This is a genomic window from Accumulibacter sp. (assembly GCF_031732815.1).
Lineage (GTDB): Bacteria > Pseudomonadota > Gammaproteobacteria > Burkholderiales > Rhodocyclaceae > Accumulibacter.
In genome coordinates this window covers 29,922-50,262 of the sequence record NZ_JAVMKF010000303.1, presented here as the reverse complement: position 1 = coordinate 50,262, position 20,341 = coordinate 29,922, and the positions used below count along the sequence as shown (strand labels likewise).

The 20,341-nt window shown below is 62.0% G+C and carries 22 protein-coding genes; 3 read left to right on the top strand and 19 right to left on the bottom strand.

What is annotated here, in order from left to right:
* Nucleotides 1–9: 9 nt before the first annotated feature.
* From RKP46_RS17855 to flgB, 7 genes are read right to left on the bottom strand one after another with little or no spacing between them, the layout of a single operon-like run.
* Nucleotides 10–699, bottom strand: coding sequence for a flagellar basal body L-ring protein FlgH (locus RKP46_RS17855; RefSeq protein ID WP_409194164.1), 690 nt, complete (start codon nt 697–699; stop codon nt 10–12).
* A gap of 8 nt (nt 700–707) precedes the next feature.
* The gene (gene flgG, locus RKP46_RS17850) at nt 708–1,490 is read right to left on the bottom strand and encodes a flagellar basal-body rod protein FlgG (RefSeq protein WP_300330985.1); all 783 of its coding nucleotides are present in this window, start codon (nt 1,488–1,490) and stop codon (nt 708–710) included.
* Nucleotides 1,491–1,504: 14 nt separating this feature from the next.
* Nucleotides 1,505–2,254, bottom strand: a complete 750-nt coding sequence (locus RKP46_RS17845) for a flagellar basal body rod protein FlgF (protein ID WP_311107877.1) — start codon at nt 2,252–2,254, stop codon at nt 1,505–1,507.
* 34 nt (nt 2,255–2,288) lie between these two features.
* Entirely contained in the window at nt 2,289–3,539 is a 1,251-nt protein-coding gene (flgE, locus tag RKP46_RS17840) for a flagellar hook protein FlgE (RefSeq protein ID WP_311107876.1), read from the bottom strand.
* A 14-nt stretch (nt 3,540–3,553) separates the two neighbouring features.
* Nucleotides 3,554–4,240 carry a flagellar hook assembly protein FlgD gene (locus tag RKP46_RS17835; RefSeq protein WP_311107875.1) on the bottom strand — a complete coding sequence of 229 codons (687 nt, stop codon included), beginning with the start codon at nt 4,238–4,240 and terminating at the stop codon, nt 3,554–3,556.
* Between the two features lie 27 nt (nt 4,241–4,267).
* Nucleotides 4,268–4,672 (bottom strand): flagellar basal body rod protein FlgC, encoded by a 405-nt coding sequence (gene flgC / locus RKP46_RS17830; RefSeq protein ID WP_311107874.1) that lies wholly within the window; start codon nt 4,670–4,672, stop codon nt 4,268–4,270.
* A gap of 2 nt (nt 4,673–4,674) precedes the next feature.
* Entirely contained in the window at nt 4,675–5,079 is a 405-nt protein-coding gene (gene flgB / locus RKP46_RS17825) for a flagellar basal body rod protein FlgB (protein ID WP_311107873.1), read from the bottom strand.
* Nucleotides 5,080–5,399: 320 nt separating this feature from the next.
* Here flgB and flgA point away from each other — a divergent pair, with 320 nt between their 5' ends.
* The 3 genes from flgA to RKP46_RS17810 all read left to right on the top strand — a co-directional run bounded on the left by flgA (nt 5,400) and on the right by RKP46_RS17810 (nt 6,879).
* Nucleotides 5,400–6,005 (top strand): flagellar basal body P-ring formation chaperone FlgA, encoded by a 606-nt coding sequence (flgA, locus tag RKP46_RS17820; RefSeq protein ID WP_311107872.1) that lies wholly within the window; start codon nt 5,400–5,402, stop codon nt 6,003–6,005.
* A gap of 84 nt (nt 6,006–6,089) precedes the next feature.
* The gene (gene flgM / locus RKP46_RS17815; protein WP_311107871.1) at nt 6,090–6,377 is read left to right on the top strand and encodes a flagellar biosynthesis anti-sigma factor FlgM; all 288 of its coding nucleotides are present in this window, start codon (nt 6,090–6,092) and stop codon (nt 6,375–6,377) included.
* Between the two features lie 34 nt (nt 6,378–6,411).
* Nucleotides 6,412–6,879, top strand: a complete 468-nt coding sequence (locus tag RKP46_RS17810; protein ID WP_311107870.1) for a flagellar protein FlgN — start codon at nt 6,412–6,414, stop codon at nt 6,877–6,879.
* A gap of 8 nt (nt 6,880–6,887) precedes the next feature.
* On the opposite strand, the gene motD is transcribed toward RKP46_RS17810, so the two are convergent.
* The 12 genes from motD to RKP46_RS17750 form a co-directional block, all read right to left on the bottom strand.
* Entirely contained in the window at nt 6,888–7,712 is an 825-nt protein-coding gene (gene motD / locus RKP46_RS17805) for a flagellar motor protein MotD (protein WP_311107869.1), read from the bottom strand.
* Between the two features lie 2 nt (nt 7,713–7,714).
* Nucleotides 7,715–8,455, bottom strand: a complete 741-nt coding sequence (locus RKP46_RS17800) for a flagellar motor protein (RefSeq protein ID WP_311107868.1) — start codon at nt 8,453–8,455, stop codon at nt 7,715–7,717.
* Nucleotides 8,448–9,188 (bottom strand): RNA polymerase sigma factor FliA, encoded by a 741-nt coding sequence (locus RKP46_RS17795; RefSeq protein ID WP_311107867.1) that lies wholly within the window; start codon nt 9,186–9,188, stop codon nt 8,448–8,450. Before RKP46_RS17795 ends, RKP46_RS17800 begins: the two co-directional genes overlap by 8 nt.
* Before the next feature lie 19 nt (nt 9,189–9,207).
* Nucleotides 9,208–10,086, bottom strand: a complete 879-nt coding sequence (locus tag RKP46_RS17790) for an AAA family ATPase (protein WP_311107898.1) — start codon at nt 10,084–10,086, stop codon at nt 9,208–9,210.
* A gap of 1 nt (nt 10,087) precedes the next feature.
* Nucleotides 10,088–11,458 (bottom strand): flagellar biosynthesis protein FlhF, encoded by a 1,371-nt coding sequence (gene flhF, locus RKP46_RS17785; protein WP_311107866.1) that lies wholly within the window; start codon nt 11,456–11,458, stop codon nt 10,088–10,090.
* Nucleotides 11,455–13,539, bottom strand: coding sequence for a flagellar biosynthesis protein FlhA (flhA, locus tag RKP46_RS17780; protein WP_311107865.1), 2,085 nt, complete (start codon nt 13,537–13,539; stop codon nt 11,455–11,457). The genes flhF and flhA overlap by 4 nt, the downstream gene beginning before the upstream one ends.
* On the bottom strand, nt 13,532–14,671 hold the full coding sequence (flhB, locus tag RKP46_RS17775; protein ID WP_311107864.1) for a flagellar biosynthesis protein FlhB: 1,140 nt from the start codon (nt 14,669–14,671) through the stop codon (nt 13,532–13,534). The genes flhA and flhB overlap by 8 nt, the downstream gene beginning before the upstream one ends.
* A gap of 317 nt (nt 14,672–14,988) precedes the next feature.
* Nucleotides 14,989–16,929, bottom strand: coding sequence for a chemotaxis protein CheA (locus RKP46_RS17770; RefSeq protein ID WP_311107863.1), 1,941 nt, complete (start codon nt 16,927–16,929; stop codon nt 14,989–14,991).
* 9 nt (nt 16,930–16,938) lie between these two features.
* Nucleotides 16,939–17,808, bottom strand: a complete 870-nt coding sequence (gene cheZ / locus RKP46_RS17765) for a protein phosphatase CheZ (protein WP_311107862.1) — start codon at nt 17,806–17,808, stop codon at nt 16,939–16,941.
* Between the two features lies 1 nt (nt 17,809).
* Nucleotides 17,810–18,199, bottom strand: coding sequence for a chemotaxis response regulator CheY (gene cheY / locus RKP46_RS17760; RefSeq protein ID WP_311107861.1), 390 nt, complete (start codon nt 18,197–18,199; stop codon nt 17,810–17,812).
* A 20-nt stretch (nt 18,200–18,219) separates the two neighbouring features.
* On the bottom strand, nt 18,220–19,158 hold the full coding sequence (locus tag RKP46_RS17755) for a chemotaxis protein (protein WP_311107860.1): 939 nt from the start codon (nt 19,156–19,158) through the stop codon (nt 18,220–18,222).
* A 35-nt stretch (nt 19,159–19,193) separates the two neighbouring features.
* A complete protein-coding gene (locus tag RKP46_RS17750) occupies nt 19,194–20,156 on the bottom strand; it encodes a chemotaxis protein (protein WP_311107859.1) in 963 nt (320 codons plus the stop codon).
* Nucleotides 20,157–20,341: the final 185 nt, after the last annotated feature.

The following is a 20,341-nucleotide window of genomic DNA, read 5'->3' as shown; positions in this document are numbered from 1 at the left end:
GCGTCCTCGTCAGAATGGCAGAGCAGAAAGGAAGAAGCGTGCCAGCCAGCCCATGACCTGCGCTTCGCTGATCGCACCGCTTTCCTTGTACTCTATGCGGGCGTCCGCCACCTGCGACGAGGCAATCGTGTTAGCCGCGTTGACGAAGTACGGATTGACGATTCCCGACAGGCGGATGTACTCCTGACCATGCCCTATGGCAACCTGCTTCTCGCCGGAAACAAGCAGATTGCCATTCGCTAGTACCTCGATCACGGTCACCGTGATGGTTCCCGTAAAGACGTTGTTCGCCGCCGCCTCGCCCTTGCCGTTGGCGCTGTTGCTGCTGTTGGCGGTCAACTGCATCCCCTGAAAAGACTTTCCAGGCAAGCCGACGATAGGTCCGGCGGCCGCGCTGATACTGCCGGTCTTGGCAAGGCTGGCGTTCGACTTGGTCGCCGCCGAGGTGTTCTCGGTGATGGTCACGGTAATCGTATCGCCAACATAGCGTGCGCGCCGATCTTCGAAAAGCGTGCGTGAAGTGCCCGGCTGGTAGATGCTGCCAGTCGCCGCCAAGTTGGCGACGAGCTGGTCGGAACGCTGCTGAGGGCGCGCTGTCATCGGCTGGTGAACGTTGGTCGGCGGCACGCTGGTGCACGCAGCAACGCCAAGCGTCAGGCAATAGACCGACCAGCGTCGCGCCGCCGCGCAGATGTTCATCATCTTGCCTATAACTGCGTCAGGCGTCCAAGCATCTGGTCCGAAGTGGACACAACCTTGGAGTTGAGCTCGTAAGCTCGTTGCGTCTGAATCATCATGACCAGCTCCTGCGCCACATTGACGTTCGAAGCCTCGACGTAGTTCTGCAAAACAATTCCCGAACCGTTCGTTCCCGGTGTATTTGGCGTCGGCGTGCCGCTCGAGGCCGTTTCCAGGTAGAGGTTCTCACCCATGCTCTGCAGGCCGCCGTTGTTGATGAAGGTGGCGACCTGGATGGTGCCGATCTGCACCGCCGCGGCCGAACCCGGCTGAGTAATGTTCACCACGCCGTCGGTCCCGATGGTCAGCGTCAGTGCATTCGCCGGGATCGTGATCGCCGGCTGCAGAACATAGCCATTCGCAGTGACGATCTGCCCCTGACTGTCGCGCTGAAACGAACCGTCACGCGTATAGGCGGTCGTTCCATCAGGCAGCAGCACCTGAAAGAAGCCCGCGCCGTTGATCGCCAGGTCGAGGCCATTCCCCGTCTGCTGCGGCGAACCTTGCGTGAAGATGCGCCCGGTCGATACCGGCGTCGCGCCCAGACCGATCTGCAGACCGTCAGGAATCTGCGTCGTTTGCGACGATTGCGCGCCCGGCTGGCGCAAGGTCTGATAGATCAGGTCGGCAAAGATACCGCGGGCCTGTTTGAAGCCGTTCGTACTGACGTTCGCCAGATTGTTGGCGATGATGTCGATCTGCACCTGCTGCGCATTCAGGCCGGTGCTGGCGGTCCACAGCGAGCGAATCATTCGTCTTTTTCCTCTCAGCGGTTCATCGTCAGGAGCTGCGTCGCCGCGCGCGCGTTCGCATCGGCCGTCTGCAGCATCTTGATCTGCATTTCGAACTGACGTGCCAGACTGATCATTCTGACCATCGATTCGACGGCATTGGTGTTGCTTCCTTCAAGGGTTTCCGGGGCGAGCCTGACCGCCTCGTCGGGCGGCACTTCGTCGCCGCTACGCGTGCGGAAAAGCCCGTCGTCGCTGCGCACGAGATCGGTCGGCGGTGGATTGACCAGCTTGATCCGGCCGACCACGGTGGCCGTGTTGAGCGCCCCGGCGCCCCGGCGCGGAATGGCTGAAACCGTTCCGTCGGCGGCAATTGCGATCGTGTTGTCGGGCGGCAGCGTGATCGGCCCTCCTTCGCCGAGCACATTGAAACCGCTGCTGGTCTGCAGCATGCCGTTGGCGTCGGTAGCGAGATTGCCGGCGCGCGTGTAGGCTTCGCGCCCATCGGCACCCTCGACGGCGAGCCAGCCGGCGCCCTGCACAGCGACATCAAGTGGTCGGCCTGTGGCGATCATCGGTCCCGGCTCGAAGACGTTGGCGACCGATGCGTCGACGGCAAAAGCGCGCGTCGGTGCGCCCGGCCCGACGATCGGAACAGCGCGAAACCGATGCTCCATCGCGCGATAGCCGGTGGACGTGGCATTTGCCAGATTCTGCGCAACCCCGGCCTGCTGCAGGAAGGCCTGCTTGGCACCACTCATTGCGGTGTAGATCAGACGGTCCATTCGCTGCTCTCCCTGTCCGCTGCGTGCTCAGTCGTCAGCGCAGATTCACCAGCGTCTGCATGATCTGATCCTGCGTCTTGATCGTCTGCGCGTTGGCCTGGTAGTTGCGCTGTGCGGTAATCATATCGACCAATTGGCGCGTCAGATCCACGTTGGAGTCTTCGACGGCAGCCGATTGAACGACGCCGCGACTACCGGAAGCCGGCGCTCCGACCAGTTCGGGACCCGATACCGAGGTCGGGTTCCACTGATTGTTGCCCAGGTTGAGCAGCCCGTTCGGATCGGCAAAGGTCGCCAGTACGATCTGCCCCATGTTGCGCGTCTGACCGTTGCTGTAGCGTCCCTGAACGACGCCATCCTTGCCCACGCCAATACCGACCAGACTCCCGGCAGTGTAACCGCCCTGCGTCAGGCGATCGACGCTCGACTCGCTGCCGTACTGGGTTGATCCGGTGAAATCGAGTGTGCCAGGTGACCAGGGGGTAACCGCGCCCGTCGTCAGCGACCAGGCAGGAAGGACCTTCTGTGCCGAAGCTGCGCTCAAGGCACCGGCCGTATCAAAGATCAGATTGCCCGGAAGTTGTTGCGGGTTGGCGCCATCGAGCGTCGCGTATACGGTCCACTCGCCACCGTCGGGCGCAGTCGGCGTGTTCAGCACGTAGTAGGTCGTCAAGTTGTGCGCCACACCCAGCGTGTCGAAGACGTTGAGCGCGGTTGAGAAGTTGTACGTGTCAGGATTGTTGTAGTTGAATGGCGACAGCGCCGGCACGACCTCGCGTGAGTCCAGGTTGATCACCGCCGTGAGGTTGCCCGAGAGTGAATCGCTAGTTGCCCGCGGCGCAATCTGGCTCGCCGAAAGCTGCAGTTCGATCGGATTCGACGGCGAGATCAGCCCGTTGACACCAGCCGGATAGCCGGTCAGTCGAAGGTTCTGATCGTTGATGATGTAGCCTTCCTTGTCCAGATGGAACTGACCATTGCGGGTATAGGTAATTGCACCGGCGTTGCTCATCCGGAAGAAGCCACCGCCATTGAGCGCCAGATCAAGCGGATTGTTGGTCGTCGTCAGGTTGCCTTGGGTGAACTGTTGCTGAATCGCTGAAACGCCGACACCAATCCCTATCTGCGAAGCGCCGACGATACCCAGCGATGCCGCATAGACGTCGGAAAAGTTGGCTCGCGCACCCTTGAAACCGACGGTACTCGAGTTCGCCACGTTGTTACCGATCACATCGAGCGCCGATGCTGCTGCGCCGAGACCGCTCAAACCCTGCTGAAAGCTCATGCCACACCTCTACCTCAAAAGACCTGCTGCACCTGGTCGAAGTTGACCCGGCCAAGCGCACCAAGATCAAGCTGAAAACTGCCACTCTTGTCCCGAATCAAAGCAGAAACCGTACCAACCTGAAGCGCCGTCGCCTCGACTTTCTCGCCGGCGCGCTCCGCGGTGACCGTAAAGCGATAGTTGCCCGGAGCGGCGACCGCTCCCGCATCGGTCCTCCCATCCCAGACGAAGCTGAAGCTGCCGGCATCGTGCGCGCCGAGGACCTGCTTCTGTAAGGGCCTGCCGGCGCCATCAAGGACGGTGAGCACGACCCGATCGACCGGTGCAGCCAGACTCACCCCACCACGCGCCTCGCCACCGGCCAAGACAAGCCCCGAACCGCCGACCAGGACGTCCTTGCCGATCAAGGCTGCCGCCTGCATTGCCTGGCTCTCGCCATAGGCTCCGAGCAGGGTTTCCAGCGTTGCGTTGAGCCGCTCGATTCCAGCGACTGTGTTGATCTGCGAGATTTGCGTCGTCACCGCAGCATTATCGAGCGGGTTGAGCGGGTCCTGATTCTTCAGTTGCGTGATCAGCAACTGAAGAAAGCGGTCCTGCACGGCTGCGCTGGTCGACCCGCCAGCGCTGCTGCCCGCCGTTGCCTGCGCGTTGAGCGCAGCAAAGATGTCACTCGCCGAGTTGCTCGGCTGTACGCTTGCCATTTCATTCTCCGATCAGATGGCCTGCCTTCACTGGCCGAGCGCCAGCGTCTTGAGGAGGAGTTGCTTGGCGGTATTCATCACTTCCGCGTTGGTCTGGTAGGAACGTGCCGCCGAGATCATGTTCGTCATCTCCTCGACGACGTTGACGTTCGGCATCGTGACATAGCCGCGCTCGTCGGCTGCCGGATTGCGCGGATCGTATACCAGGCGTCCCGGACTGCTGTCCTCGACCACCTGCTGCACGCGCACGCCCTGCGCTGCGCCATTGCCCATCGGCGTGGCAGCGAAGACCACCTGCTTTGCGCGATAGGGCTTGCCGTTGGCCGCTACGACGCTGTCCACGTTGGCCAGGTTGCTGGCTACGGCGTTCAGACGCAGCGACTGTGCGCTCAAGGCGCTACCGGCAACGTGAAAAGTCGCGAAAATGCTCATCCCTATTGCCCTTGCAGTGCGCTGCTCAGCGTGCGCAACTGACCACTGAGAAAGGTGAGTCCGGCTTCGTAAAAGATCGAGTTTTCGGCGAGCTGCGAACGCTCCACATCCATCTCGACGGTATTTCCATCCGCGCTTGCCTGACCCGGCTGGCGATAGAGCATCGCTGTCGGCGCCACGTCGCCGCTTCCCGCCAAGTGCCTCGGCGAGGTTGTTGCCAAGCGGACGGCCTCACTCCCGCGGTTGCTCAGAGCCCGTTGCAGGGCCGTCGCAAAGACGAAATCACGCGCCTTATAGTGCGGCGTGTCGGCGTTCGCAATGTTGCCTGCCAGCACCTGCTGACGCGCAGCGCGCAGGGTCAGCGCCTGCTCCTGAAAGAAAAGCGCTCGGTCAAGTTTGCTCAGCATGGCTGCCTCCTCCACGGTATTTCCGGTGAGGATGAACGCAAACTCCGTACCAGGACCGCCGACGGTCTCCAGCCAGCTTCGGCCATCCGAACAGCAGCCGTGTTAACCCGAGATTGCCGCCTTGCCGGCAAGAATTGCCGCCAGATGCAGTCTGCTTGCCGGTAGAGCACGGCGCAGCAATCTGTTCCGGCCGGCTGCGAATCGGGCAGAATGGCGGCATGTGTCCATTCTCGCCCTGTGCGCCCCACCGACCACTCTGCGCTCGCCTGCTCGGACTCGCGCTTGCCTTTATCGCCGGCAGCGCGTCGGGGCAGGCGTCCTTGTCAGCAGCTGTAGAGCAATTCCTGGAAGCCCAGACGAAAGGCCTGCCCGGTGCTGTCAGCTACACCTTCGGTCCGCTCGACCGGCATGCCCAACAGGCTGCCTGCAGCGCTTTCGAACCCTTTCTGCCGCCGGGCAACCGCCTGTGGGGCCGCAGCACGATTGGCGTCCGTTGTCTGGGTCCGACCGCCTGGAGCGTGTATGTCCCGGTCCAGGTGAAGATCACCGGCAAACACCTGAGCGCGGCGCGGCAGCTCGCGGCTGGCCAGGTAATCGCGGAATCCGACCTCAGCCTGGTAGACGGCGACCTCGGAGCGCTGCCGGCCACCGTCCTGACCGACCCGCGGCAGGCTATCGGCAAGGCGCTGCGCAATGGGCTGGCCGCCGGCCAGGCACTGCGCAGCGATGCACTGATCACGCCGTGGGCTGTTCAGCAGGGCCAGATGGTCAAACTGCTGGCGAACGGACCCGGGTTCACCGTGACTAACGAGGGAAAAGCACTCAGCAACGCGACCGACGGCCAGCTCATTCAGGTGAGAACAAACTCCGGCCAGATCGTCAGCGGGATCGCGCGCCACGGCGGTGTTGTTGAAGTAAGATATTGACAGTGTTCCCGTATTCTGCCGAAATCAGATTAAAGTTCGGTCGCGGGCCGCCGATAAAGAGATTAACACAACGTTTCGAGGGGCATGAGCGTGAAGATCGACCGCACAACAGGCAACACGAGCGTCATCAACGAGACGCGCAATCGGACCAGCGGAACCCGGCCAGCCGACGGGGCCGCAAGCCAGGTTCATCTGAGTGGGCTGGCCGCCCAGTTGCAATCGTCGGCCGAAACACCGTCGTTCGACGTCGCACGGGTTAGCGAAATCAAGGAAGCCATCGCCGACGGACGCTTTACGATCAATGCGTCGGCAGTTGCCGATAGACTGATCGTCTCGGCGACCGAGCTGATCTCGACGCAAAGGCGTGCCTGATCCTGTGCTCGATCCTTGGTCACGGGTGGACACCGTGACAGCGATCGACCTGCGGCAAACGCTGGAGAGCGAGTTTCTCGCGCTCGAGCACTTCGTTGCGCTGCTTCGTAACGAGCGCGAACTGCTCGTTCGGGGACAGGTCGACCAGATGAGCGACCTGCTCCATGAGAAGAACAGGCTGGCCAGCCGACTCGCCCAGGTTGCCGAGCGGTGCAACCACTTGCTCGCCGCGGCCGGCCACACCCCGGATAGGCACGGCATGACCACATGGCTGGCCGAACACCCGGCCGAGGCCGAAGCTCGTGCGTCCTGGTCCCGCCTGCGCACGCTCACCGAAGAAGCTCGCGACTTGAACCAGATGAACGGTGAATTGATCCGCCTGCACCTGCAGCACACGGCGGAAGCGCTGAGCATCCTGGGTGCCGGCACGCCACCTGGGCTCTACGGCCCGGACGGGCAGAGCACCTCATCGGCCAGCAGCCGTATCGCTGACCGAGCCTGACACATTTTCTACCGCGGAATGACCGCGGATGGACCACCAGCGTTGCGCGCCGCCGACGATGGCGGGCTGCGCTCCGGAAATTCAAGCTCAGTTCCCTTCTCCGGAATCGTCGAGTCGATCAGTATCGTCACTCGCCGGTTGCGCGCCCGACCATCGGGCAGGAGATTCGGCTCGACCGGCCGCGTGTCGGCATAACCAATCGCGGTCAGTCGCTCGGCAGCGATACCGGCATCGGCGAACAGGCGCAATACCGTCGTTGCGCGCACTGCCGACAGTTCCCAGTTCGACGGAAACTGCGTGTTCTTGATGGGCACGTTGTCGGTATGGCCCTCGATCGTGATCGGAAACTCGGCCGACACCAGCACTTCGGCGATCGACTGCATGGCCTTGGCCAACTGCGCCTGGATCAGTGCCTGGCCGGGCGAGAACAGAATGCTGTCGTTGATCTCGATACTCACACCGCGGCTGGTTTCGAGCACACGGACCTTTCCCTGTTCGACCAGCGGCGCCATCACTTCCATGATTTCCTTGGCAATGTTGCGCATCTTCTCGCGCTGCTTCTGACGCGCCACCTCCTGCGGTTTGGCCGCCAGAACGCCCGATTTCGGCACCGGCGACGGCACCATGGTCGGCACCTGCCCGGTCGCCTGAACCGGAAGATTGCGAAAAGCGCTGACCATGGAGTCGCTGAGAATGCGGTACTTGCCCTCGTTGACTGACGAAAGGGCGTACATCACGACGAAAAAGGCAAAGAGCAAGGTAATGAAGTCAGCGTACGATACGAGCCAGCGCTCGTGATTGTCGTGCTCGTCGTCAAACCTGCGCCGTGCCATTCTTAGAAAAGATAGCCCCGCAGTCGGCTTTCGATGATGCGCGGGTTATCGCCATTGGCAATTCCGACCAGACCATCGACGATCATCTCGCGCTGCACGATCAGGCGACTGATGTGCGTCTTCAGCTTGTTGGCCATCGGCAGATAGACCAGGTTGGCAAGGCCGACGCCGTAGATCGTCGCGACAAACGCGACGGCAATTCCGGCCCCCAGCTTGGACGGATCGGAAAGGTTTTCCATCACGTGAATGAGACCCATGACGGCGCCGAGGATGCCGATTGTCGGCGAGTAACCGCCCGCCGCCTCCCAGATTCGTGCCGAAAGCTTCATCTCCTGTTCGAAGGTGCCGATCTCGACCTCTAGTACCTCGCGCAGACGCTCGGGTTCAGCACCATCGACCAGCAATTGCAGGCCCTTGCGTGTGAAGTCGTCTTTCAGACTCTGGACCACGGCATCGAGAGCAAGCAGCCCCTCCCGGCGCGACACCTGGCTCCAGTTCGAGATTTGCTGTATCAACTGCTGATAATTTACCACCGGCGGATACCACACCCACTTCGCCATGCGCATGCCGCGCATGAAAGTGGCGTAAGGACTCTGCAGCATGACCGCGCCCAGCGTGCCACCGACGACGATCAGCATGGCGGTCGGCTGCGACAGCGAGCCGACATGCCCACCTTCGAGAATCTGCCCGCCAACGATCGCCAGAATGCCGGTGAGCAGACCGAGGGCACTGATCCTATCCACGCCCGCGGCCCTTCTTCTTCTCGCCGCCGCCGAACAGACGCGCCCGCAAGCGCATCACCGCCTGACTGTGCAATTGACAGACGCGCGACTCGGAGACGCCCATCACCTCGCCAATCTCGCGCAGATTGAGGTCTTGCTCGTAGTAGAGGCCCATCATCAGCTTCTCGCGTTCCGGCAGACTCTCGATGGCCTGTACCAACGCCTGACGAATACTTTCGTCCTCGAACAGTTTGGAGGGATCGGAACCTTCATCGACCAGGTGCCGATCGAGGAAGTCTTCACCATTTTCGGCCACCATGTCTTCCAGGTAAACCAACTGATGGCAACGCGCATCCTGCAGCATCTTCTGATACTCGCCGATGGGCATGCCAAGGGCGTCGGCGAGTTCCTTTTCGGTCGGCGGACGGCCATGCTCCTGCTCCAGGTCAGCAATCGCGACTTCGATACGCCGGCAATCCCGCCGCAAACTGCGCGGCAACCAGTCATTGTCGCGCAGGCCGTCGAGCATCGCACCGCGAATTCGCTGCGCGGCATAGGCCTCGAACTGTGCACCCATGCCCGGCTCGAAACGGCCGAGCGCGTCAAGCAGGCCGATCATTCCATTCTGGATGAGGTCGTCTACCTGCACGCTGGCCGGCAGACGAGCCATCAGATGGCTGGCAATACGCTTCACCAGTGGAGCGTAGCGCTCCACCAGCTGATCCCGGCTGAGCTGACCAGCGGCGTTATACATACCCTTCCAGACCAGGAGATCAAGCGTAGATGGCGATGGGCTCGATGCGTTGGCTCAAGTGCACCAATTGTTGCACAAAATCATCCATCCCGCCCGATGCGTCGTCGTCGTTGTGCCAACCGAGTAGCGATTTGGCCAGGCTGTGTTGCGCCTTTGCCGCCGGAGACTCTGGAAAAAGCGCGCTCACCGGCTGGCAGAGCTGGGCAGCAAGCCGCAGGTGCTCGTCGTTGGGAACGTAGCCGGCGTACTCGATCTGGGCAATCCGCCGACTGTGCGTCAAGCGAGCCATGTTGGCATGAATTGCCTGCGCTTCGTCAGCCGTACGTGCCTTGGTGACCAGGACGCGAAAGGAACGTCGCGCGTAACCCAGACTGACTCGCTTGATCAGGGCGTACGCCTCGGTAATCGACTGGCCGTTGGTCGAAACCACGATGACCGTCTCGCGCGTCGCCAGGCCAAGGGGCGAGAAACCGAGCGGGTGATCAAGCGAGGCGTCGATCAGGACGACATCAGCTGGCGGCGTCATTGCGCGCAAGCACTCGATCAGACGCTCCTGCTCACCTCGAACAAGCCGTGCGAGCTGCCTGACCAGCCGGGCGACGGGCAGGACGCGCACGCCAGGGGCGACATCGACGAGGACATCGGCAATCGTCCGCCGACCATTTGCCGCGTCCAGCAGATCGCAACTCGCCTGCCGGCCAAAGAACGCCGCCAGATCGTCATCAACATTCTCGTCGATCAGCAGGACCTCCTTGCCCCGCCGAACCAGACAAGTCGCCAGGTTGGCCAGCAAGGTGCTCCGCCCAAGACCAACACTCCCGGCAACGAAGCTGACGAACTGTACCGATCGACGCGTGGCGAACAGTCGGCGCAGGCCAGCCGCCTGATCGCCGCGCATTTCAGCCACACCTGCCTCCCGCCGAGGCCGCCCAGGCCCCGGCGCTGGCCATCAGCAAGCCGGGCTCCGCGCCGTCCAGATGATGCGGTGAGCCGTCGGGCAGATCCTTGAACGCGCGATGCAGCAAGTACGAGCGATTCGGCAAGTGCAGGTCTTCCGGCACACGCTGGCCGTTCGACACATAGAACATGCGCAGGCGGTGGCGAATGATGACATCGAGCGACGAGGCCAGGCCTGCTGCTTCGTCTACCTTGGTCAGGATGCAACCAGCCAGACGCAGACCGGCATACGCCCGGACGACGTCGTCGAGCGTATCGCCACGACTGGTTGCCGAAAGCAGCAGCAGCGACTTGACATCGGCCTGAGCAAACATCGCAACTTGCTCGCTGACCATGCGATCGCGCTGGCTCATGCCCATCGTGTCGATGAGCACCATATGCGTGTGCTGCAAGTCGTTCAGCGTCGCCCTCAGATCGTGTGCGTCGCGCGCCAGATGCACCGGCACACCGAGAATCCGGCCATAGATGCGCAGTTGCTCGTGTGCGCCGATACGATAGCCGTCGGTCGTGACGAGAGCCAGCTTTCTCGCACCATGGCGCAGCACGCAACGTGCGGCCAGCTTGGCCGTCGTCGTCGTCTTGCCAACCCCGGTCGGACCCACCAAGGCATAGACGCCACCCCGGTCGACAACGTCGGTATCGCTGCTGATTGTCAGCATGCACTGGTCGGCGCTCCCCTTCACCCAAGCCAGGGCACTGCTCGCCTCAAGCTCACGCGGCAAGCCGGCGAGTAGTTCCCGCGCGAACTGCGGTGAGAACCCGGCGTCGAGCATCTGGCGAAGCATTTCGGTCTTGACCGGTTCGGCGCGCGCCTGATCGCCGTAGGCGAATCCTGCCAGGTGGTGCTCGACAATTCTGCGCAAGGCGCGAATCTCGTCGACCACCGCCGCCGGCACCACGTCCGCTTCCGCCTTGCCTGCGCTGCCTGCTTCCGGCCGCGCCTCATCCGATGCCTGGGGCCGTTGAGCAAGCGCCGCCGAGCGTGCCGGCACGCTGGACGGAGCGTTCGGCGGCGACGCCGCGAATCGTGTCGGCGGCGACGCGGCGACAACCGGCGGGCGCGCCGCTTCCGGGAGAGCGGGCGCCACGGCTGGCGGCTCAGGCCGATGTGCAGACACTTCGGGCCGGCGTACCGGCGTCGGACGCTCGGGTGTTGCCACCATCATCTCCATGTCGCGCGCGGCTACCGCCATGATTTCGACCCCTCCGGGAATCCCTCGATTGGACAGGATGATCGCGTCTGGTCCAAGCGTTTCCTTGACCTTGCGCAAAGCGTCACGCGCCGTCGCAGCGATAAATTTCCTGACGTTCATACCCTCCCTCCAATGATAGAGGTGACTTTGATTACTCTATTCTCCGGCACTTCGCCGTCGGCAAGAACCTTCAACTGGGCCGCGCTGCGCCGTAGAAAGCGCGACAGCACGGGACGCAAGGCGCCGGGGACGAGAAGCACCGGCGTCAAACCCGCCTCCTCCTGCCGCTGTGCGGCAAGAACGGACTCGCGCACCAGCGTATCCGCCAGGCCGGGTTCGATGGCAGCGTGTTCGCCGCCTCCGGCAAATGCCTGCAGGAGGATACGCTCCAGTTGCGGATCGAGGGCAATCACCTGCATTTCGCTGTTGCCCGGGAAGATCTCCTGCACGATCGAGCGCCCGAGCGCCAGGCGTACCTGCGCAGTCAGCATTTCCGCATCCTGCGAGCGCGGCGCGTGGTCGGCCAGCGTCTCAATGATCGTTCGCAGGTCACGAATGGCCACGCCTTCGTCAAGCAGGTTGCGCAGGACCTTTTGCACGATACCGAGCGGCAGCATCTTGGGAACCACGTCCTCGACCAGCTTAGGCATCTCCTTGGCCAGATGATCAAGCAGCGCCTGTGCTTCCTGGCGGCCGAGCAGTTCCGCTGCATGCGAGAGAATCAGGTGGTTGAGATGCGTCGCAACTACCGTGCTGGCGTCCACCACCGTGTAACCGTAGGCCTGCGCCTGCTCGCGCAAAGCGTTGTCGATCCAGACGGCGGGCAGGCCGAAAGCGGGGTCCTTGGTCGCCGTACCCGGCACTTGCCCGGCAACCCGACCGGGATTGATCGCCAGCAAGCTACCCGGAAAGGCCTCGCCCTCGCCAATCTCGACTCCCTTGAGGAGGATCTTGTAGGCGTTCGGCTTCAACTCGAGATTGTCCCGAATGTGCACTGGCGAGACCAGGAAACCGACCTCCTGGGCGAACTTCTTGCGAATCCCGCGGATTCTGCGCAGCAACTCGCCATCCTGCGACTTGTCAACCAGCGGAATCAGCCGGTAACCAACCTCCAGGCCGAGCACATCGAGCAGCGTGACGTCGGCCCAGGTGGCTTCATGCGTCTCGCGTGGCGGCGCTGGCGGCGGCGCCACCGGCAACGGCTGAGCGGCGCGCGAGCTGGCCTCGATCCGCCAGGCAAGGGCGGCAGCCGCCGCCGCAATGAATAGAAAGACAAGATTCGGCATGCCCGGAATGAGTCCGAGAAAACCGATGATTGCCGCGGTCAGATAGAGCAGCTTGGGATTGTTGAACAACTGGCCGACGAATTGCTGCGACACGTCCTCCTCGTCACCGACGCGCGTCACGACCATGCCAGCCGCAATCGAGATGATGAGCGCCGGGATTTGCGCGACCAGACCATCGCCAATGGTCAACAGCGTGTAAGTCTTGGCCGCCGTAGCGACATCCAGATTGTGCTGCAGGACGCCGACAAACAGGCCACCAACGATGTTGATCAGCATGATCAGAATGCCGGCAACCGCGTCGCCGCGAACGAACTTGGAGGCGCCATCCATCGACCCGAAGAAATCGGCTTCCTGGGCAATCGTTGCCCGCCGCTTGCGGGCCTCGTCCTCGCCGATCAATCCCGCATTGAGGTCGGCATCGATCGCCATCTGCTTGCCCGGCATGGCGTCGAGTGTGAAGCGCGCGGCAACCTCCGCCACCCGGCCCGCACCCTTGGTGATAACGACGAAATTGATGATGACCAGGATCATGAAAACGACGAAACCGACCGCATAGTTGCCACCGACGAGAAAGTGCCCGAAGGCTTCGATGACCCGGCCGGCAGCACCCGGACCGGTATGTCCTTCAAGGAGAACAACCCGCGTCGAGGCGACGTTGAGCGACAGGCGCAGCAAGGTGGTGATCAGCAGAACCGTCGGGAAGACCGAAAAGTCGAGTGGCTTCATCACGCTCATCGCGACCAGCATGACGATGACCGAGATCGCGATGTTGAAGGTGAAGAAGAGATCAAGGACCAGCGGTGGCAGCGGCAACACCATCATGGCCAGAATCAGCAGGATCAGCAGGGGGCCGGCCATCTGGCGCTGGCCAAAACGGACAAAGACGCCCTGCAGAACGGCCGCCGCACTAGCCATTCGTCGCCTCGCTGACCAGTTCCGCCGGGATCACCACGTTCTGCGGCAGCAACGGGCGATGACCGCCGGTGCGCTGCCACTCGGCAAGTTGATAGACGTAGGCGAGAATCTCGGCCACCGCCGCGTACAGGAGCGTCGGGATTTCCTGATCGATCTCCGAGTGTTGATGCAGCGCACGCGCCAGTGGCGGGGCCTCGACAATCGGCACGCCGTTGTCGACACCGATCCCGCGGATGCGCCTGGCGACCTCACCGGCACCCTTGGCCAGCACGCACGGCGCGCGCATACCGCTCTTGTAGGCAAGAGCAACGGCGTAGTGCGTCGGGTTGGTAACGATTACGTCGGCCGAGGGAACCGCAGCCATCATCCGCTTGCGCGCCGCTTCGCGCTGCAACTGCCGGATGCGCCCCTTGATCTCTGGATTGCCCTCAAGCTCCTTGCCTTCCTGCTTGACCTCCTGCCGGCTCATCTTGAGCTTGTCGTGGTACTGCCAGATCTGAAACGGCACATCGACCGCCACGATGAGCAGCATTGCCAAAACGATCACCAGGAAGCTGAAACTGAGCAAGTGACCGGCACTCGACAGGCTGATCTCGCTCGGCTGGGCAAAGAGCGCCAGCAATTCGCCGCGCTCGCTCCACAGAATCCAGGTCGCCACGCCACCGACGACAAGCGCCTTGGCCACCGCCTTGAACAACTCGGCCAAGCCACTGAACGAGAACAGCCTGCCCAGACCCTGCAGAGGATCGAGGCGAAACAGATCAGGTTGCAAGGCTTTCGGGGAGAAATTCCAGCGACCGACGAGGAATGGCGAGAGGAGCGCCCCAAGAATCAAGGCCATCAGCAAGGGAGAAAAGGTCAGTACGGCATCGGCCGACAGTTCGGCCAGCCGGATCATCATCTGTTGCGGCTCACGTGCCATCCCCTGGTCGACCTGCAGTCCGCGCCGGAACATGTCAGACACCCGCAGGACCAGCCAGGGGCCGATAAACCAGAAGAGCGCCGCGGCGACGATCAGGACGAGAAATGCACCGACCTCGTGCGAACGCGGCACCTGCCCCTCCTCGCGCGCCTGCTCCAGGCGTCGAGCCGATGCGGGTTCAGTTCTCTCGGAGTCGCTTTCCTCAGCCATGTCGAGTTCTCACCATTCTCGCGGCTATTATAGGAAAAAACTATAAAAAATAGGAAGGTATGCGGCTTTATTTAGGTGGCTTCTCGTTTAGTGGCGAAAGAACAACACTCTTCGCTCAACAAGCGAAAAAAGAGGGGGCAGAAGCCCCCTCGACCGCCGCTTGGCCGGCTGTCCGATCAGTCGCGGTGGTACGCTCGACGATCAAGCGGACCGCGCGCGCGCCGCATCACGCCTTGCTGGCAAGGACGACCTGCACGCTCCTTCGCCCGAGTGCACGCGGCGTCGCGCCATCTGCATGACGCAAGCTCGGTCAGCCCTCAGGTAAACAGCTCCAAAGCGCGCACATGACTGCCACGAACATCGCGCTCGGCGACTGAAGCAAGATCGGCCAACAACTCCTTCATGTCCAGAATCAGGACGATCTGGCCATTCGACAAGGTCGTCACGCCAGCCACTCCGCGCGGGCGAAAATCGTCGAGTGCCTTGATCACGGCGTCGTCGCGGCCAGCGAAGTTGTCTACTGCCAGAATGAAGCTGCGTTCCGCGGTCTGCATCAGGACGCCGTAGTCCGGTTGCTGAACCTGCGGCCAGCCGAGCAGGCGGGACAGCGCGATAACCGGCAGAATCTCGCCACGGACAACCAGGGTCTCCTTGCCACCGACCTCCTGCATGTTGGCATGATCGATCGGCAGGATCTCCCTGACCATCGACAAGGGCAGAGCAAACGGCTGCTCCCCCAGAAGGACGAGGAGAACCGGTAGAATGGCCAGGGTGAGCGGCAACGAAATGAGGAAAACCGAACCTTTTCCCGGTTCGGAGCGAATCTCGATCGAGCCGTTGAGTTTCTGGATGTTGGTCTTGACGACATCCATGCCGACACCACGTCCGGAAACCGCCGACGCCTGCGACATCGTCGAAAAGCCGGGCAGGAAGATCAGATTGAGGCTCTGACGGTCGTCGAGGGTATTCGCTTCCTCCTCCGAGATGATGTTCTTCTCTATCGCTTTGGCGCGGATACGCTCAGGACTCATGCCGCGTCCGTCGTCAGCGACGATCAGAACGATGTGGTCGCCCTCCTGGCGTGCTTCCAGGCGAACGACACTCTTCGCCGGCTTGCCCGCGAGCACGCGATCATCCGGTGACTCGACCCCGTGATCGACCGCATTCCGGATGAGGTGGATCAGCGGATCGGCCAGGTCTTCGATCATTGTCTTGTCGACTTCCGTCTCCTCGCCGAGCAGCGCGAGTTCGACATCCTTGCCCAACTGCCGCGCCAGATCGCGCGCAATCCGTGGGTACTTCTGGAACAGCCGGCCAATCGGCTGCATGCGGGTCTTCATGACCGAGTTCTGCAGGTCGGAGACCAGCAGGTCGAGCTGACTGACCGCCTGGTCAAGGGCCTGCAAGGTCTCGCTGTCGCTTCGCCCGGCAAGAATGTCGGCCCGCAAGCTGGTCAGGCGATTCTTGGTCAGACCGATCTCGCCCGACAGGTTGAGCACCTGATCGAGGCGCGCAGTGTCGACGCGGATCGTCGTCTCGCGATTGGCCGCCCTTTCGTCAGCCCGCCGCCCGGAGACAGCACCGCTGGCGACGGCACCCGGCTTGTCCGTCGCGCGGCGGCCTTCGGGCGGAAAATGCGGCCGCATCTCCCCGCTCTCGGCAGCCGCTGCCGACACTGCCGATGTCGCTGGCGCGGCAACCGACGCGGCAGCGCTGGCGACAACCGGCAGCGCCTGGCTTCCCGAAACAGCCGCGTGCAGAGCCTGCCAATCCGGCCCACCGGAGGCGCCGCCGGCAGACGCCTGAGCAACCGGGGTTGTCGCTCCGGAAGGCCGCGTGGGCGCCTCCGATGGCTTGGCCGGCGCTTGTCCGTCAAGCGCACTGCGCAGAGCAGCAATGATCTCGGCCTCTGCCGAGCGCGGCTGTGTCCCCTGGCCAATTTCAGCGAACATCTGCCGCACACCCTGCGTTGCCGCCATGATGATATCCATCAAGCTCGGCGTCAGGAGCATCTCGGCGTTTCTCAGCTTGTCGAACAGATTCTCGGTCAGGTGACAGAGCTTGACGAGTTCGACCGCATTGAGGAAGCCCGCACCACCCTTGATGGTATGAAAACCTCGAAAGATGTCGTTCAGCAGTTGCCGATCTCCTGGGCTGCGCTCGAGTTCTACCAGTTTGTTGTCGACATCGGACAGCAGGTCACCTGCCTCCTGTAGAAAGTCCCGCAACAGGTCTTCCATCCCGGCAAAGTCACTCATCTTGCTCTCCTAAAAGCCCAGACTATCGAGCAAATCGTCCACCTGCTGCTGACTCGCGACGGCATCGCTACGACCTTCCGCGTTGATCACGGGGCCGTTGAGCAGCCCCATTACCGACTCGGTCCGCCGTTCCCCCGGCATGGTTTCGATCAGCACGTCCATCAGTTGCGTTTCGAGCTCCTGGGCGATGGCGATGATCTTCTTGATGACCTGCCCGGTCAGATCCTGAAAGTCCTGCGCCATCATGATCTCGAGCAGTTGCGCTTTGGTCGCACCGGTCTTTTCGGGCAGACCGGTCTTCAGAAAACTGCGTGTATCCTCGGCCAACACCTTGAACCGATCGACCCCGATCCGGTTGGCGAAAACGCCGTCCCACTCGTTGGCCAGTGCCATCGCGCGCGCGTCGAGTTCTTCCAGCAGCGGATTTGCGATATCCGTCGCATTGAGCACGCGGCACGCCGCCTGCTCGGTCAGATTGGCCACGTACGACAACCTGTCACGGGTATCGGGGATGGCGGCGACCGTGCTTTCGATCAACTCGTGGTAACCGAGCTCGCGCAGCGTGTCGTGCAACTGCCTGGCCATCTGACCGACGCGTCGAAACACCTTTCCCTGCCCCTGCCATTCTTCGTCCCCACCCGGCCCCGGTTGCGGGTCGGCAAGTCCCTCAGCCGACCGCCGGCCATCGACCAGCGAGTCGAACAAGGCCTGCAACTCCTCGTTGTCATCGGCTCCGGCATTCCCTTCATGCAACTGGTCCAATAGCGACGGCTTGCGGGCGGGCGGGCTGGCCGCCGCTGGCGCGGCATTCCCGTAGGCAATGCTGTCGAACAGATCTTCCAGTTCCTTCGAGTCCCCGGTCACGTTGGCGTCACTCATCTCAGCCACCCATCTTGTCGAAAATCTTCTGCAGCTTCTCGGACAGAGTCGCCGCGGTAAACGGTTTGACAATGTAGCCGCTCGCCCCCGCTTGTGCGGCTGCAATGATGTTCTCCTTCTTCGCCTCAGCCGTAATCATCAGAACTGGCAAGTGCTTGAGCGTCGGCGACCCGCGCACCGCCTGGAGAAGCTGCAGCCCGTCCATGTTGGGCATGTTCCAATCGGTCACGACAAACTCGAACGTGCCGTTCTGCAGCTTCTGCAGAGCGATCGCGCCATCTTCCGCCTCGTCGACGTTGGAGAACCCGAGTTCCTTCAGGAGATTCCTGACGATGCGCCGCATCGTCGAGAAATCGTCCACGACAAGAATCTTCATTTTTGGATCAGCCATTCCTTACTTACTCCTGTGATCTAGCGTTCGAGCAATGGGCGCAGCGTATCAGCAAGAACCTCTGCATCAAACTTGGCAACGTAGGCGTCCACCCCGACGGTCTTGCCCATGGCTCGGTTGGCCTCCGACGAGAGCGACGAGTGCATGACCACCGGCACCCCGGAAAAGCGCGCATCGCTCTTCAGGTGCTTGGTCAGCACGTAGCCATCCATTTCAGGCATCTCAGCATCAACGAGGATCAGGCGGATTTCGTCGCGCACAGAGCGCCCGTTCTGGGCTGCGTGGGCAGCGATTCCTTGCAGCCGCGCCAAGGCTTCGGCACCATTTGTCGCGTGTTTATGTTTGACGCCGAGCTTGTCGAGCACTTCAATAATTTTGCGGCGCGCGACGATCGAATCATCGGCAAAGAAGACGCCGACATCCTCGCCGACGTTGGCCGGTGGAATGTCGATGATGATCGCTTCGCCGAAGGCATTGGCCAGAATCTGCTCGACATCGAGAATCGACACCAGTTTGCCGTCTTCCAGTTCGGTGATGGCGGTAATCAGGCCCTGATTGGTCGACAGGACACTCTCCGGCGCTTTCACCCTTTCCCAGTCGACACGAATGATCCGATCGACTTCATGGACCAGGAAACCCAGCGTCCGCTTCGAGTACTCGGCAACCATCATCGTCTTGCCCGAATCGACCGCTTCACCCCTATGTTCCAGAAAGGAAATCAGCGAGAGGACCGGGATCACGTTGCCGCGCAGGGAAATCAGGCCCTCGACTCCACGCGGCATGTTCGGGGTTCTGGTGATATGCGGCGTCCGCCCGACCTCGCGCACCTTGAACACGTTTATCCCGAAGGTCTCGCGCGTACCGAGAGAAAAGAGGAGGATTTCCATCTTGTTCGAGCCGGCCAGCCGAGTTCTCGCGTCTACGCCTTCGAGCAAGCTCTTCCGTTCTATCAGGTCCATCGTATCGCTCCCAAAAGGTCTCCTGCCCAAGCCACTCAGGCGACCGGATGTGCCACGGTCAACAAGCGACGCGTCAGCGTTTCAGACAGTCGCTGCGGTTCAAACTTGGGCACGTACTCATCAACGCCGACCGACTTGCCGAGCTGCTGGTTGGACATGCCGGACAAGGACGAGTGCATGATCACCGGCACGTCAGCAAAACGAGGATCCGACTTGATCTTCTTGGTCAGAATGTATCCGTCCATTTCCGGCATCTCGATGTCGGTCAGCACGAGACTGACCAGGTTGGCCACCTGCTGGCCGGACGATGTCGCATAGGCGGCCACCTTCTCCAGCTCGTCCCAAGCTTCGCGACCGTTGATCGTGGCGACGTACTTGACCCCCATCGCCTGTAGCGTCCGCTCGATCTGGCGCCGCGCCACCGACGAATCGTCGGCGAAAAACACGGTCAGCTCGGGATGCTCCAGCGGCTTGATGTTGCGGTAGACGATTTCGTCATCGTAGCTGGTCGTTTCCGAGAGGATCTTCTCGACATCCATCATCATCACCAGCCGGCCATCAGCGAGTTCGGTGACTGCCGTCACCAGCCCGCCCATCTCGGCCAGCAGCATCGCTGGCGGAACACGCATCTGGCTCCAGTCGAGGCGCAGAATCGTATCTACGGCCTCGACCAGGAAGCCCTGGGTATGTCCAGCGTATTCGGTCACGATCATGATTCCCCGCGCCACCTCGCACTCGACGCCGGCATAACGAGCGAGGTCGACCACCGGCACCAGAACGCCCCGCAGGCTGACCATGCCGACGACCGACGCCGGCATTTCCGGCGCCGCCGTGATCGGCGGCGTGCGCATTACCTCGCGCACCTTGAACACATTGATCCCGAAGGTCTCCCGACGACCGGTGCGGATATCGGTCCCCAGCGAAAAGAGCAGAATTTCCAGCTTGTTGGTGCCGGCAAGCTTGGTGCGCGCGTCGATATTCTTCAATAATTCGGACATTTTCATCTTCCTTGGGAGATGGGCCACGGGCCGCCCAGTTCCACCATGTTAATCCAAGCCACACCATCGCGTCTTGCTCGCGGCGCGCAAACGGGCACCGCCAGAGCTCCTTGCCGGCCGCATCCACGGTCCGAGCGGCAGCAGGCAAACCCCTTCCGTCGAGACCGACCACGGCTGTTCGATCG

What these genes read in the sequence shown, in the direction of transcription:
- flgB (WP_311107873.1), bottom strand. Translation starts at nt 5,079, where the DNA reads ATGCTGAGCAAACTTGACCGAGCGCTTTTCTTTCAGGAGCAGGCGCTG.
- motD (WP_311107869.1), bottom strand. Translation starts at nt 7,712, where the DNA reads ATGGCACGGCGCAGGTTTGACGACGAGCACGACAATCACGAGCGCTGG.
- cheY (WP_311107861.1), bottom strand. Translation starts at nt 18,199, where the DNA reads ATGGCTGATCCAAAAATGAAGATTCTTGTCGTGGACGATTTCTCGACG.
- RKP46_RS17795 (WP_311107867.1), bottom strand. Translation starts at nt 9,188, where the DNA reads ATGTATAACGCCGCTGGTCAGCTCAGCCGGGATCAGCTGGTGGAGCGC.
- flgM (WP_311107871.1), top strand. Translation starts at nt 6,090, where the DNA reads ATGAGCGTGAAGATCGACCGCACAACAGGCAACACGAGCGTCATCAAC.
- RKP46_RS17855 (WP_409194164.1), bottom strand. Translation starts at nt 699, where the DNA reads ATGAACATCTGCGCGGCGGCGCGACGCTGGTCGGTCTATTGCCTGACG.
- RKP46_RS17755 (WP_311107860.1), bottom strand. Translation starts at nt 19,158, where the DNA reads ATGGACCTGATAGAACGGAAGAGCTTGCTCGAAGGCGTAGACGCGAGA.
- RKP46_RS17790 (WP_311107898.1), bottom strand. Translation starts at nt 10,086, where the DNA reads ATGCGCGGCGATCAGGCGGCTGGCCTGCGCCGACTGTTCGCCACGCGT.
- flhA (WP_311107865.1), bottom strand. Translation starts at nt 13,539, where the DNA reads ATGGCTAGTGCGGCGGCCGTTCTGCAGGGCGTCTTTGTCCGTTTTGGC.
- flgG (WP_300330985.1), bottom strand. Translation starts at nt 1,490, where the DNA reads ATGATTCGCTCGCTGTGGACCGCCAGCACCGGCCTGAATGCGCAGCAG.
- flgC (WP_311107874.1), bottom strand. Translation starts at nt 4,672, where the DNA reads ATGAGCATTTTCGCGACTTTTCACGTTGCCGGTAGCGCCTTGAGCGCA.
- RKP46_RS17835 (WP_311107875.1), bottom strand. Translation starts at nt 4,240, where the DNA reads ATGGCAAGCGTACAGCCGAGCAACTCGGCGAGTGACATCTTTGCTGCG.
- cheZ (WP_311107862.1), bottom strand. Translation starts at nt 17,808, where the DNA reads ATGAGTGACGCCAACGTGACCGGGGACTCGAAGGAACTGGAAGATCTG.
- RKP46_RS17845 (WP_311107877.1), bottom strand. Translation starts at nt 2,254, where the DNA reads ATGGACCGTCTGATCTACACCGCAATGAGTGGTGCCAAGCAGGCCTTC.
- flhB (WP_311107864.1), bottom strand. Translation starts at nt 14,671, where the DNA reads ATGGCTGAGGAAAGCGACTCCGAGAGAACTGAACCCGCATCGGCTCGA.
- flgE (WP_311107876.1), bottom strand. Translation starts at nt 3,539, where the DNA reads ATGAGCTTTCAGCAGGGTTTGAGCGGTCTCGGCGCAGCAGCATCGGCG.
- RKP46_RS17770 (WP_311107863.1), bottom strand. Translation starts at nt 16,929, where the DNA reads ATGAGTGACTTTGCCGGGATGGAAGACCTGTTGCGGGACTTTCTACAG.
- flhF (WP_311107866.1), bottom strand. Translation starts at nt 11,458, where the DNA reads ATGAACGTCAGGAAATTTATCGCTGCGACGGCGCGTGACGCTTTGCGC.
- RKP46_RS17750 (WP_311107859.1), bottom strand. Translation starts at nt 20,156, where the DNA reads ATGTCCGAATTATTGAAGAATATCGACGCGCGCACCAAGCTTGCCGGC.